Below are 15,392 nucleotides of genomic sequence, written 5' to 3'. Positions count from 1 at the left end.
ATTCGACGGCAGTGGGTGGATAATGGTCGTGGTGGTGAGAGGAAGCCCCCGCGGATGCATGGGACACTTCTTGAATGAGCTGTCGACAGCATATGCTGTCGACAAGTTCGGAACCAGGGCCATCGTGCCCACCTCGGCCCTGGCAGATCACACCCGCTCGAAGATAATGGGCGACGCCGCGGCGATCCGAAGCTCTGTTGCGCTCACCCTGCGCCAGCTGGCTGACGAGAGAATGAGTTCGTCCCCGAGGGCTAAGCCCGTCATCTCTGATCTGGAATCGCAACTGTTGATCCGGAAGATCGTTGTAAATCATCCCGAGGAACTGCCCCTATTCTACAGGGACGGCCGGCCCCGCCTGGGTCTGGTCCATTCCATACACGCGTTCATCTCCACCCTTGGCGACTATCGAGTCGATTACCCGGCCGTCCTGGGCGAGCTTCAATCGGCAAAATCGAACCAGCTGGCGTTCATTCTATCCGAGTATCGCCGCGAGCTTGGCGAACTTGATGTGCTGGATCAGCGGGGCGTCCTGGACTGGGCTATCGGAGATATTCGCGAGCATGGAGTCAAGGAAACCCGCAAGCTGTTCTTCTTCGGCCTGTTCGCTCCGACGCCGTCAGAGAGGGAGATGATCACCGCGCTGTGCCAGGCGTGTCCCGACGCTACTTACTACCAGATTCATATCCCCGGCCATCCCGTGTTCGCTGAGGACATATCCTGGCTCACGCCATCTTCAGAGATTGCGATCGATCTCGATGAACGGGACAAGGCCATGGTCGGCGTCTTCTGCGGAAAGAAGGAGTCCCAGGACGCAGTGACCGTATACGCCTCCAGTTACGCCAACCCCCTCACCGAGCTGCGCCAGATGGCCGCCAACATCAGGCGACTGCTGGATGAGGGCGAGGACCCCTCCTCGATATCGGTGCTGCTTCCCATGAGGGAGAAGTTCGCGCCGATGGTCCGGGAGGTCATGGCCGACCACGGCATCCCTGCCAGCTTCAGCATAGGGGTTGGCTTCTCTGAATCCCCGTCGATCCAAGCAATCTTCGACCTGTTGTCGGTAGTGCAAAACGGTTACCGGACCAAGGACATCATCGACCTTCTGTCCCTCCCCCTGATCAAGCACTACTTCGACTTCGAGGGGCGGAGGAAGCTCCTGCATTCCTGGGACGTCCGGGAGCTGGCACAAGTACTGTCGGCCAGTGTGGGAAAGGATGAGCTTCTCTCCGACCTGCCTCGAACGGTGCCGGACCCCGACCGGGATGACACGCTGCCGACCATTGACGTTTCTGCCAGCCTGCAGGTCCGCAGTGCTCACGAGGGGGTGCGGACGCTCGTCAAAACCCTTGAGGTTTTGGAGGGCAAAAAGACCCTTTTCCAGCACGTGAGTTCGCTGAGAAACGTGCTCAAGCAAATGAAGATCGGGGCGGAGTTGGACCGGCTCGACGACAAGAGAATCGCCGAGCGTGAGCGCCGCGCGCTCGCTCTGTACTCGGGCCTGCTCAATGAACTCGGGCGGGGCAGCATGGTGCTGAGCGATCAGTTGCTCTCCCTCGACGAATTCGTGGAGATCCACCGAACCCAGGTTGTCTCCGAGACGTACATTCCGGAGAGAGCGGGCGCCGGTGCGATCGAGGTCACCGGCCTTCGTGCCGGCCAGCTGGTAGAGAGGAAGCACGTCTTCATCCCGGCCATGGTGGACGGCGACCTTCCGAGGATCCATGTGAGCTATCCGTTCGCCACTCCCGAGGAGGTCGAGCGGATGGGCGTGCTGGTGGACCGCGAGCTGCTGAGGCAGGAGAAATACTACTTCCTGAGCGCGCTCCTGTCTAGCACCGGGCATATTTATCTCTCTCACCACAACTCCGATCGGGACAAGACCGCCCTGGCCTCCCCATTCCTCAAGGCGGTTCAGGATGCGCTTCGAACGACTGAACTGGAAGTCTCTCCTGACCTCCACTCGCTGTTGGAGACGCAGCGCCAGGTCGGCAGGGCGATCACTTTGCAGGACCACAATCTCACCGAGCATATCGGCCTTGAAGCCATCGAGGCCGCCTGCCGTTGCATCAACATGGAGGAAATTTACAGGAGGGGAACGTATCGCAGCGCGTACGACGGCATCATGGAAGCCCAGGACGTGGTCGAAGCGCTCAAGCTCATTCATGAGGGCAAAACGTATTCTCCCAGCCAGATCTGCACATACTCCTACTGCCCGTTCCAGTACTACCTGAAGTACGTCATGATGCTGCAGGGGAAATCGGTCAGCAGGGACGTCATGATCATCGGATCCAAGGTTCACTCGATACTGGAGAAGTTCTACTCTGAGCGGATTGCGTCCGGGAAGGGCAGGGTCACCGCGCCGGAGGAGGCAGAAGCACTGGAAAAGATTAGGGCAATCGCCCTGGAGCAGACCGCCGAGTGGGAAAGCCAGCGGTTGAGGGCTTCGCTGAACCGTCTGGTGGGCTTCGGCCCGGTGAGAGGCGCCCTGGCCATCTTCATTGAGAGGGAAGTAAAGAAGGGGCTCAATGGGATGAACCCACTCTTTCTGGAGCACTGGATAGCTCCGACTGATGATGATCAACAGCATCATGTCAGAGTGCCCCTCAGAGGCGATGGGGCGTCATTCATCAATCTTGCCGGGCGGATCGATCGGGTGGACGCGGCCGCGGACGGCCGCTTCTTCGTCATCGACTACAAGACTGGCTCAGTAAGTAGGCCCGACGCGGCTGAAGACCTGCAGATCCCGCTTTACATTATGGCCATGGAGGCGTCGAACCCCGGCATGAAATCAATCGGGGGCGGATACTACGTGCTCACCACTTCAGGGACGGCGCGCATGGTCCCCTCGATACTGGACTTCAACGCTCCCGAAGTGGCGCACCTGAAGGGCCGCATCGAGGGGCTGCCGCCCTTCGTCGAACAGATGGACGCGGCGAGGAAGAGAGTGGCGACCCTGGTCGAGGATATCGAGAGCGGGAAGTTCAGCCTCAGCCATAATGGGCGGGCAGGCATGGGCCGGGAGTGTGGCCCGTCATGCGACTACTACTGCCTATGCCGCTTCGACAGCTCCCGCCTGCTGGATATGGCAGGTGGCGAACGGGACGAATCCCCTGTCGCAATCGATGCCGAAGAATATGAGGAGGGTGGCGAATGAATCTCGCGGGGCGCCAGAAAGATACGCTGGACTGTGAGGCCTCCCAATGCGTTTCAGCGGGAGCGGGGACCGGCAAGACCACCACGCTGGCCGCCAAATACCTGAAACTGCTGGATAAGACGAAGACTTCATCCAGCATCCTTGCGCTGACTTTTACAGACAAGGCCGCCGCATCCATGAAGGAGAAGATCAGGAAGGAGCTGTCCAAGCTGAGCCATGGGTCCGAAGAGGCCCTGGAGGACTTCAACTGGTCGACCATCATGACCTTTCACTCCTTCTGCGCTCAGGTGCTGAGGGACAATCCCCTGGAGACAGGAGTCAATCCAGATTTCGTCCTGCTGGAGGAGGGGGGGTCCAGGGCCCTGATGGAGAGTGCCTTCGAAGACCTGATGCGAACAGAGGACCAGTCGGTGAGGAAGGCTCTGCTTGACGTGATGACGGAGGTTGAAGGCTGGCGTTTGGAAGAGAACCTCCCGTCCATCTACAAATCGAGGCACATCACGGGTCCCTTGTTCAAGCAGGCCTGCCAGGGAGGTTTGGACGAGCTGACGAAAAAGGTGTGTACCGAGCTTCTTACCAGCGCTATCGGCGCTTTGGCTAGGAACGATGACTTTGCCAACTCACTGCACACTCTCAAAGACCTCGCTGCCAAGCCAAACCTGGGCACGGACAAAGGGAGCGAAGTGCTCATCGAACTCAGGAAGCCTCTGAGTTCGCTATCCTCAGAGCTGAAGCCCGAGGAGGCACTGGCCGAGGTGCATCGCATCGTGCGGGGCAGCAGAAGCGGCATAGGCTCTAAAGATGTGTTCACCACTGAAGAGAAGGAGATGCTTAACCATTCGATAGCTTCGCTGAAGGAGGGGTTCGAGTCCTCGGGCTACGATCTCGCCAGGACCCGCGACAATCCCGCCCTGGGGAGCCGAGTCGGCGAGTTTCTCATCTCCCTTGATGTGGTGAGCGATGCTTTTGCCCGAATGGTCCAGAGGAGAAAGGACGAGCGCAATGCCCTGGACTTCGAGGACATGCTAATCATGATGCGGGACCAGGTCACCGGGGACAAGGAGTTCGCCCGCCGCCTGGGCTCCAGGTACCGCTACGTCCTGGTGGACGAGATGCAGGACACTGACGTCCTGCAGCTGGAGATCATCAAGGCCATCATAGGCGATGAACGGCCATGCCACCGGCTTTTCGTGGTCGGCGACCCGAAACAATCCATCTACCTGTTTCGCGAGGCCGACGTCGCCCTGTTCAAAGACGCCCGCAGGTATGTCGAGGAGATGGGCGGGACCCATCGGGCCCTGAATATAAATTATCGCAGCACTCCAGACATCATATGCTTCGTTAATTCTCTGTTCAGCCGCCTCTTTTCCAGCGAGGCCAACGCTTGGGATTTCAAATATGAGCCGGTCTCCGTGAGCGACCACAGGAGGAATGACCGAGGCGCTGTGGAGCTACACCTTCTGACCGACACCGAGAACGGCGATGACCGCAAAGTGGCCGAGGGCGAGATGGTGGCGAAGCTCATCAGGAACATCGTGGACCAGGGAGATGTCGTATATCATGATGAGCAGGGGGAGCGCCTGGAAGAGGGCAGGGCGGCGCGGTTCTCGGACATCACCATCCTGATGCGGGCCAGGACCAACTTGCCCCACTTCGAGCAGGCTCTGAAGAAGGCTGGCATCCCATACCGCGTCCACCGGGGGCAGGGCTACTATTCCCAAAGGGAGGTGATCGATGCCTATCAGCTGCTGCGGTTCCTGCTGGACCGCAGCGATGACGCCGCCCTCTACGGCCTACTTAGATCTCCTTACTTCGGGTTCAACGAGGAGGAGCTGTTTCGCATCGGCAACGGGCGGCGGGGGCCGTGGTTCTCTAGGCTGAAGAGGGAGGGGGCAACGGACGCGAGGGCTAATGCCGCCTGCGTCCGCCTGGAGAGGTGGCTCCACTATGCTCGATGGGAGCCGGTGGCGGACCTGCTGATGAGGGTCATTTCCGAGAGCGGCATCTACGCCGTTTACGGCGGCCTCACTCAGGGAGACGAGATGATCGCCAACTTGGAGAAACTCCAGCAACGCGTTAGATCGAGGCAGTCGACCGGATTCATCACGCTCCATGATGTTGTTTCGGATCTCGAAGAGAACATCTGGGGGGAGGCGCGGGAGGGCGAGGCCCAGATCGAGAATGACGATGCCAACGCTGTCCACATCATGACCGTGCACGCGGCCAAGGGGCTGGAGTTCCCCATCGTCATCGTGCCGGAAATCGATAGGGAGCGGTCCGCGAACTATGAGCGCATAGAGGTGGATCGGCATATGGGCATCGGAGTGCAGCTCACGGACCCCAGGACCATGGACAAGCAACCTAACGCGGCTATGGAGCGGATGAAGAAGGTGGGTGACGCCAAGCATGAGGCGGAAAACCGCCGGCTGTTCTATGTCGCCGCCACCAGGGCGATGGATCGCTTGGTCATGACGGCATATTGCAAAGATCCGGAGAAGGTGGAAGAGAGATGCGGCGGCAACTGCTGGCTCCACTACCTGCTGCGCAGCCTGGATGTGAAGGCGGATGCTGTGGCCGCGGGTGGGATGGAACTTGCCGATTCCTGTGGTAACAAGACTTGGTTCGGGATCCAGGTGCACGAGCCGGAGAGAGGCTTGAAGAAGAGAGCGCCGGAGGAGCGCCGCGTCCCGGGCGCGCTGAGATCAATGCCCGAGAGGCCTGCCTCTAAGGCTGTGGAGATCGAGGAGGATCTGTCCCCATCCAGGTCGCATTCCCGGGAGGGCGGGATAATGCGCCTAAACGGCCGGCCGGAGCTTGATTGGCACGGGTGGGATGATCTCTCCGACAGCCGCACCCGGGGCCTCGTCGTCCACGCGGTGTTCCAGGGCCGCCCGGCCCGCGTGGTGCTGAAGGAACACGGCGTGGTTGATGAGGAGATGGCCCGCAAGATCGAGGCGCAGAGGGACCGCTTCTTCGCCTCAGACCTGATGAAGAACGCTGCTAGGACTCATCCCGAGATATCGTTCCAGATGATGAAAAAGGACCAGAGGGTGAACGGACGGATGGACCTGCTGGTCGAGAACACGGATGGCAGCTACAGCCTGATCGACTTCAAGACTGGGACACCGACTAAGGCCAATATCGGCGAGTACGTGGGGCGCTACGCAAAGCAGCTCCAGGACTACGGCCGCGCGGTTGAGGGTATTGTGGGCATGAAACCTAGGCTGTTCCTCTACTTCACCGGGAACGAGATGGTGCGGGAGGTACCTTTCGAATCGAGCTCGGAGAAGATGGACGAGGAAACTGAAGTGGGACCGAATACGACGATCGATTCGGTGGCATAAACGTAGCTTTCCACTCAGAATCAGGGGACCATCATAAGGGAATCACTGATTGAAGAGGAAATAAGTGGAAATTGCCACTGGCATCGCCTAAATAATCTGATAAAAGTTAAGTCTTAGAACACAATGCGGATAAATGTGATGGATGGTTGATGGATGGGAGCAAACAACCTTACATTGTACGAACAATTGAGGAACTGCCAGTTGGGAGAAGCGGGCCTCATAGTTGGTGGTTCCGAGGAATCAGATCCGATGCGAGAGGGCCTCTATGTGGAGACCAACCTCGATAAGATAGTTAGAACATTTTTCGTGGACGATTACAAACCAGACGGTAAATTATTGATAATATTAGGAAGCGCAGGGGATGGGAAAAGTGCCCTACTCATGAATTGGACCAAGAGGGCAAAGGCATCGGGAGTGACTCCCCTGCCCAAAGTGCATCTCGATGCCACCGCCTCGTTCAATCCCCATGAACAATACGACATCACGCTAAACAATTTCTTAGAGGTTGCTTTGGAGAACTTCGTCAACAGGCAGGGACCGCGTAACGCTTTCGCAATAAACCTGGGGCTGGCCATCAACTTCTTCGAGACGAGAGGCTATAAGAATAGGTTTCCAGCCATATGGGATGCCATAAACGAAGTCAGGACCAAGGAGTCCGCCGAACTGGACAATATGGTCATTATCAACCTGAGCAGGAGAGATATGTTCGACGTTCGCCCGGACCATATGGGTGAAGGATTCCTGCTTGACATCATAAATAAATTCGATTTTTCTAATCCAAACTCCCCATTCCATGATGCATATCAGAAGGAGAAGGAAAGCTGCAAGGATGAGTCTGGGTGCATACTTTATTACAACGCCTCCAAGTTTACAGACCCGACTGTCCGGAAACGAGTGGCCCGAGTGCTGGCTGCGCGTAGCCTAATCACAAATACTCACCTCAATCCAAGGCTGATAATCCATCAGGTCTCATCCATACTGCTCCACCCATGGCTAAGGCACATGGAAGTCGTCGACGGACGATGCCCGCTTTGCCAGAGCGGCGAGGGTGCCAAGCAAAAGGTCGGGCCTGAACATATTTTATGGAATGCTCTGTTCGACAACGAAACGACAGCTAACGCATCCCTAGCAGGGCTCATAGATCCCACTGCCCAAGTGAACTTTTCACTCGACTTTTGGATCTTAGACCTGGCTTCTTCACCGAAGGAGCTGAGAAAGAAAATGCAGGACATTAATGGCCTAATTAAAACTAGTAAAAAAGAGAGGCAGGAAGTGTTCATTTCAACCCTCCTCCGCCAGAAGTACCTAACTGGCAACGATCCGAACGATACTGCTATCGAGTCCAAAGAGTTCAGGGAGTTCATCAGCCTCTATTGCCTGCTCAGATACGATATGGATCAATACAAGGGAGCAGCAAGCAATGTCAATGATACCCTTAAAACTGCCCTGAGATGCTGGGCTGGTTCAGTGGATGAGAGCCACCTGGTGAAATTTTCAGACGGATATAAAACGCCAGAATATGAGTTTATGTCGAGATGGGAAGCTCCCACATTCTCGCTTAGAAAATCTGCCCAAAAAACAAAGGAATCGCATACTATCGGCATGGTCTGGGTGGTACTGGAACTCCGGAGCCAGGGAGGCAGAGAGATAGCCATACCGCTCACATTTGACATCTATCTATTGATGCAAAAGGTCATCAAGGGTTACAATCCCAGCAGCATTGACCTGAATAGATCCGAGGGCATCCAGCTGATTGCATCGAGATTATCAGACTTCACGGCTAAGAATGATTTCGTCAGGGTCGTTAAGAAAGATGGCGACCACGGTGTTGTCATCAAGGTGGACGAGTTTGACACCATAAGGATAGAATAAGGTGAGAATATGGACGAAACTCTCATGCCCGCGAAAAGATCCGACCCACCTCTGGACAGAGTCATAGCGGATGCTTTCTTCCCCTCCTCGCCTGCTGCAACCACCAGGGAAGCCATCTTTTCTGACTTCCTGGCGGAGATACTGGGGGCTCGGCCGCGGGGAAAGGACATCAGCCAACTAAAGGACGCATTCATGAGCCTAAGTTATATGACTGATAGTCCGGAAGCAGCGGAGCTACTATGGGCCGCGTTTGTGGCCTCATACACAATTACTGGAGAGCGGGGAGCCCGAGGAAAGGATCCCAAGCGTTACGTCGTGCCGTTCCACCCCGAGATCGCAAAGGCAATGAAACCCAAAGAGAGCCGTCCTTTCGGAAAATGGTACATCATGCTAATGTCGAGCGGAGATCCGCCAACATTCAATGGCCATCTCCATGACAAATTTGTCGCTAGGCTCAGAGATCTAGCCCCTTCAAACTTGTTGGAAAAGATTGCGGTCGAGGCTGCTGGCGTGGTCGGTTATGAAAAGGTCGCCAGTATAGACACAACCCCGATAAGGCCATATGTTGAGCAATTGTCTCTGTGTTTCCAGGAGGATCTGGAATGCTGGATTAATTACAACATCGAATCATCGTCGAGGTGGCTGCAAGGCGTCAGCGACCTGCTTAGTTACTACATGATGATGTCGATAGTACAATTCTCCAGAAATGTACATCAGGAGTTCGAGGCAGTGCGCAATGGCAAGAAATATCGGGCCGAGTTGATCCCGATGCATTTCGGCGAGTGGGATGAAGCCGCCTCTCAGAATAGAGAATTTGCACGTAGCTGGGAGGGAAGAAATGGTCTGGAGAGGGAGCTATTTGACAGCTGGGGAAGGTTGGTTGCTCTAAGGGTTGTTTCCGATTCCGCAAGGTCGGCTAGATGGGCCAAATATTCTAACACTCTGAGTGAGGCAACCGATCTACCGGATGTGACTATCCATACTGCTGTAAAAAATGGACTTATTGATGCCCTCAATCGCTTCGATGTCCGATCGTCCTCTGAAGACATAGGAGAGTTATCTTGGCAGTTAGCGACTGAGGTAACAAAACACTATGAGAGCAAGCAGCCGAGCCTCCAGAGCCCTGCAACCATGGGCATCAACGTTGTCTTTCAACTCGGAAATGGCAGCAGCAAGCAGTTTATACGGAGACAAAACAAAGTCGGAGTGACGTTGCGCCTGGACACGCCGGCCATCATCTTCTTTGCCAAGATATTCAATATGCATAAGGGCCTGTCTGGCAGTTATGCTGAGTTTGTTCAGTTTCTCCAATACAGAGGCATGAAGTTGGACGAGGAGTCACAGTCCGTAGTCCTGAGTAAGCTTGAGGCATTAGGTATGATAGAAAAGCAAAGTGACAGCGGGGAGTCGATCTATGTCCGGGCTCTACAGTGATCATCTAGCCAGCCGCATCAGAGGCATGGCAAGCGGGAGCCCTCCACGAGCCGGCCAGCTATTCCTAGCACGCTTCCCCCGCACCTCCTTAGCTGATGAGGTTGCCGAAAGCCTCCTCCAGGGCCAGGTAAGCCAAGTTAGGGTCCATATTGAGAATCGCGAATACATGCTGCCCTGCATCGATCTTTCGAATGGGATAAAATTTATTTTCGTCCGAGCTACATCACGACCAGTAGGAACGGATGCACCCCTGCACGTGGTTACTTCTAACTTTGCCGGAGCTCTTCGAGATTATGTCGCTGACTCCATTTATAGGGATCAAGGACTGGCAATTGTGATAATCACCGACTCGGACCTAGATACGTTAAAGGCAACCGAAGATCTCTTCAAACCGGGTGGCGTCCTAAATACGAATAACATAGTCAACGATCTTCTGGACGTATCTGCCTACACGAAACCCCAGTGCAGGATACTCATAGATGCCCTGAAGCCTTACTTGACCAGAAACACTTTGACCGAGGATAGTACTGAAGCGTTGATCTCATTGAGATCGGCACTCATCGATGAGAAGCCCGACGAAATACCTCATTTGATTGGGAGATTGCCGGGCCTACTGCGTGAAGACCTCATAACCGAAGATTTCTTCAGAGACAGCAGGGGCGAGGACGAACTCAACAAAGCAATCGCAGATATGATGGCGGATAACGCTCGCCATGCTGACCGTATCGAGAAGGCCTTGCGAAAGAACGCGCGTTCCACATTGCCGTCTTATTATTCGGAAGAATTCGTAGAGCAAGTCGCGAATGATCCGGACCAGTGGCACCAGCTTGGTCATGCCCAGGCTAGAAGGAGCATTACCCGAACGCCTCCTGTGGGCATCGAACTGATCGATGTATCTTCGAAGCATCGTTTCTATGCTCCTCCCGACAGCGATACCGATGGTGGAATGATATCGGTGATCGTTTGTTCCGAGGGAGCAAGCACCATCAACATTCAGTTCCTGGGAGAGATTAAGAACTCTTCACATCGTGTAACCGGCAGCAAAGGCTACAAACCTAGGATGGAGAAGTCGGAGACGTCGTTGAAGTTAAACTTCGAGAGTATTCCCCCGAACGAGCCAAAGTTCTATAGGGTCCAGATTTGGACCACCACTTTGACCCCGAAAGGAAAACCAGACAAGGAAGTCAAGGTCGCATTTGTCCCCCCATGGTTCTTCAGCGCTTCTGATGCTTGTGCCCTGGAGGTCGACGCTTTAACCGAGAGCTTGGTGTGTATAGGCAGCGGACCAATCTCCCTAGATGACCTTCAGCAATCCTGCGGTTCGGTCGTCTTCGAGAAGATTACTATGGTTGACGAGGAAATCCTAGACCTAACCGGACCCGTGGAAATCCAGCCTGAGGTTAAGGGCGGCAAGGACAATGTCAAAGTGTATATCGGCCATCAAAACATGCCCAAGGTGCCCATCTTGTTCACCATGGATGGGGGGGAGGAGGAAAGGGACGAAGTGATTTTTCCACTCCTGTTGCAGGCCATATCTGCTCCCGGAGTCTGGTCCGATGGGAAGCTTAGACTGATAAAAGGGCTGACCGTCGAGTACAGCAGAGGAGAGATCTATATCCCAAACGGCCGGAAGCTCAGGCTCACAGACGAAATTACCGAACTGTTGAACCTAGAATACCTCATAGCCAAGGAGGATAGCATACTTCCCAGAAGTGTGGAAGGATCGGAGCTGAAAGAGGCTAGGCTCGAACGGCAACATGAGCAGAGCCTTGATGATGGTTTGAAACAGGCATATTCGGCATTATTCAATCATTTCAGATGCTCCGGAACCACCCCGTCCACCGATCCATGGGGAGAGGATATACAGGAGCTAGCCAGAAATGTTGTCGATGCGTACCTAACGGCAGTGGACAAAACCTCGTCTCTAAAAATACTGTCAGTTATAGGAACAATTAACTCCAGAACTCTAGATCGATCCTGGGTCACTGCATATCACCCCCTTATGCTAGCTTACGCCCTGCGGCTGGTGGAGTGGAGAGATAATGAACTGCTTCCACATGGGCGCACAGAGGGGTTCAGAGAGGACCACTTCCTCGCCCGGTTCAATACCGCAGGCTTGCTACCCTTCCGTCACTTCAGCAGGACAGATTCTGTGCTGACCGGCGGAACGCAGGAATTTTCCCGCCTCTGGGTAGTCTACAGCGCGGTGAATCGGCCTGGCTCAACCACGCCCGATTTCATGTCGCGAGTAATATCCGACAAACTGGAGTCCTTCTGCAATTCATACCAGATCCTCTTCGACATCCATCCCGAGCGTACTTTGGTCATTAACTTGGTGAACCTGGGGAACCTAGGGCCCATCATCAAGGGCATATCGACATTTTTCAAGAAAATTCTAAAGGAAAACAAGCATGCTATCCCAAGGATTCTTCTGAGGATCTATGGTCCCTACTCTGATGGCATAGAGCTTGACAGCTTCTTTTCCGACAACGCTTACTCCCGCCTCAGGACACAGATGAGGAAGTACGACGATGAGATCGTGGACCTCCTGTTATTGCGTTTATCTTATGTAAGGGCTGGAGAGTATGAAGGAGATCTCGAGCCGGCCCATATCACATTCTTTCGAGGCATCCTGAAAGAAAAACCGGGATGGGGACAGCCTGAAAATTCCGGTCTGAAATCGGGAATGTATTGCCAGGGCTTGTACCCCTCTAAATCCATTGATGTGGGAACGGATACTGATGGATCAGTATATACCGTTGGGTTCGGTTCGGATGATAATGACCATGGCCTTGTCATTGAGGTTGCCAGAGCTTCCAACGCCCTAGAAGCCAGCAGCATATTCCGTACCTTCCAAAGAGGAGCATTCATAAAACAGACTGTGGAATCTCAGCACCTCTCCGGCGACCTCAGTCACATCTGGGAAGGCTCCCTTTGGGTTATCCACGTCCAGCCGAACGTGAGCCTGGAGTTCTACCTGAATGTTCCGGGGGCCGGAAAACGCAATGATCCTAGAATAATTATCCACTACAGCGACCAATATGACCCATCCTCGCCCAGCTACGATGTGATAACCTCCACCATCCATCGCAATCACTACCTGGCAGCTTTAAATCACGCCATTCAAACCTCGCACTTGAGTGATGTTCTTGATGCCGAAATTGTGCTGAAGAATCTCGTATCGATCGATGGAGAGCTAGCTCTCAAATTGCAGAAGGCCGACAAGAAGTACGCCGTCGAGTACATGGGGTTCATCGGCGCCCTCGCCCTTAGCAGGAACCTGTTAAACAGAGGAATGCCCGACCACATATGGGTTCCGCTGAGCCTCTCTGAGCTAGTGAGGCAGACTCATTCAGACGGCAGTGAGGGCTCAGGCATACTTCAGTATCAGTCACCAGGAGAAGCGTGCGACGACTTCTGCTTCGTCGGTTGCCCCCGGGATTCATCAGGCAACTACAAGGTCCGTCTGTGGATAGTGGAAGCAAAGGGTGGTACCAGCAAGACAAGTAAGGGCAAGGACCAAGTTATCGGTGCCCATAGGCAGATACTCGATCTGCTGGATCCCCCGAAGGGCAACTCCGACATTGAGATTGCCCGAGGATTGTTCGGAAGGGTTGTCGTCGACGTGGCTAGACGCATGGCGCATTATGAAGTCATCTCAAAGGAAGATTGGGGCAACATTTCCGCCCACGGCCGCCGCCTCATCGAAGGCGAATACGAGCTCGACAGTCTCAAGACGTCGAGCGGACAATATGGAGAGGTTGTTCAGATCAGCTCAATGACCAACAGTGCCAGTGTTGAACATGACGAGCAGGTACGCGTCATACATGCTCCAATAAGGGTCATCGAAGTGTTGAAAAATAAAAAACTAGACGAATTGGTGCCGGACCTAGACATCAGGAGCCTTATTCGCTACGAGATGACTACGGAGAATGAAAGGCGCCCAGAAGAGGTGAAGTTGCCTACCGAGCTAGAACTTCCTCCTGCCAATGTGGCTGATGTGGCGGTGAAGACAGAATCTCCCGCTGTGAAGGCACAAGAAATCATCTCAGATGTACCCAAAGAGATTGCACAGGTTCTCGCTGTACCGCTGGTAGCTCCTCCCTCGAGCCCTCCAACAGCGCCCGGGACAGAATCGTCAGTTATCAAGTTAAATGGCCCTCCAGCTACGAAATGGGAATTCCTGGAGATGTCGCCACCTGCGGAAACGCAGATGGATATCGGACCACTATTGGCTGATCTCAAGAGGGGTTTCGACTCGCTGGGTGTGGAGATATACAGCCCATCGCCCTCCACGGTAACGATCGGCCCAAGGAGAGTGTCCGTGGACATCGTCCCGAAAGAGGGGCAGAGGGTAGAGAAAGTAATGAAATCGCTCGATACCCTGAGCGTGTCGATAAAAGCGAAGGGGAAGATACAGGCGGACCTCGAGCCCGCGTCCGGTGCCATAAGGCTCTCCATTCCGACTGGTGAGCCGAGAGACATCCGGATAAGAGAAGCCTTTGAAAATCTAGGGGAGAAGCTAATATCTTCACTCCTTACGATTCCGCTCGGTATCGATACCAGGAACCGGCATCGCCTGCTTAGCCTTCCGGAGGAGAGACATGTTCTAATCGGGGGGACTACTGGTTCTGGTAAATCCAACTTCCTTACCACGACGATTATCAGTCTGGCCTTATCCATGACTCCGAACGATTTGAAGATCAGTATCCTGGATCCCAAAGGTGTCGATTTCCGAAAACTCGCAAGTCTACCCCACGTAGTCGCTGGAGGCTATATTGATAATGCGTCTGATTGTATCGAGTTCCTTCGCAAGATAATTGAGGAAGACCTACCGAAACGGCAGAACATGTTGAAGTCCTCTGGATACTCGTCGATCTATGAGATGAGACAAGAAGGGACCGGTGAGATGAATGCCCAAATGCCGTTCCATGTCATCATGATCGACGAGTACGCCGATCTGATCATGTCCCTTACGAAGGGGAAGGATGAATTCGAGGACTCTGTGACCCGTCTTGCCCAGATCGGCCGCGCCCTCGGCTACATCATAATCTTATCGACTCAGAGGCCGTCCGCGGACATCGTGTCGGGCAAGATCAAGGCTAACTTCCCATGCCGGATCGCATTCCGCTTGCCCTCCTCACGTGACTCGGTAGTAATACTGGACGAAGCGGGAGCGGAAGACCTAGCTGGTGCTGGGGACATGATTGTGAAAACGCAGACGAGCACGATGAGGATACAGGCGTACCGCACGACATCGAAAGATGTGGCTACGGCGATACAACATCTAAATGATGTATCTAAAACATAGATTGGTAGACGAACTGTCATGGTCCACTGATTTTTCTCCAATTTCGACCATCGAAAATTCCCACCTCCTGTTGATATCACCGCGAGGGGGGGGGAGGTTAAGAACGTCATGGACTGGTCAGAAATGAAGGAAATGCATCGGAGCGGGATGTCGATAAACCAGATATCTCGAGGCATGGGATGCGATAGGAAGACGGTAAGGGAGTATGTCCGGGAGGACGCTTCCCCGAACATAGTTCAGAAGAGGGGGGTAACGTCCTGGACCCGTGCAAGGACCA

5 protein-coding genes are annotated in these 15,392 nt (G+C 54.3%); all 5 read left to right on the top strand.

The genetic code is table 11. The features are described from left to right. Positions 1–22: 22 nt before the first annotated feature. A complete protein-coding gene (locus WYS_RS00835) occupies positions 23–3,154 on the top strand; it encodes a PD-(D/E)XK nuclease family protein (RefSeq protein WP_026068670.1) in 3,132 nt (1,043 codons plus the stop codon). Continuing rightward, the gene (locus WYS_RS00830; protein ID WP_019176263.1) at positions 3,151–6,498 is read left to right on the top strand and encodes a UvrD-helicase domain-containing protein; all 3,348 of its coding nucleotides are present in this window, start codon (positions 3,151–3,153) and stop codon (positions 6,496–6,498) included. Before WYS_RS00835 ends, WYS_RS00830 begins: the two co-directional genes overlap by 4 nt. Positions 6,499–6,651: 153 nt before the next feature. Further along, entirely contained in the window at positions 6,652–8,370 is a 1,719-nt protein-coding gene (gene dptF, locus WYS_RS00825; protein WP_019176262.1) for a DNA phosphorothioation-dependent restriction protein DptF, read from the top strand. Positions 8,371–8,379: 9 nt separating this feature from the next. After that, positions 8,380–9,804, top strand: a complete 1,425-nt coding sequence (gene dptG, locus WYS_RS00820; RefSeq protein WP_019176261.1) for a DNA phosphorothioation-dependent restriction protein DptG — start codon at positions 8,380–8,382, stop codon at positions 9,802–9,804. Continuing rightward, positions 9,785–15,115: an FtsK/SpoIIIE domain-containing protein gene (locus WYS_RS00810; RefSeq protein ID WP_019176260.1), complete on the top strand. Its 5,331-nt coding sequence runs from the start codon at positions 9,785–9,787 to the stop codon at positions 15,113–15,115. Before dptG ends, WYS_RS00810 begins: the two co-directional genes overlap by 20 nt. Positions 15,116–15,392 lie beyond the last annotated feature (277 nt).

It is taken from the genome of Methanomassiliicoccus luminyensis B10 (genome assembly GCF_000308215.1).
Lineage (GTDB): Archaea > Thermoplasmatota > Thermoplasmata > Methanomassiliicoccales > Methanomassiliicoccaceae > Methanomassiliicoccus > Methanomassiliicoccus luminyensis.
Note: the sequence above shows the minus strand (reverse complement) of the source record. Positions and strands in the feature narration are given on the sequence as shown.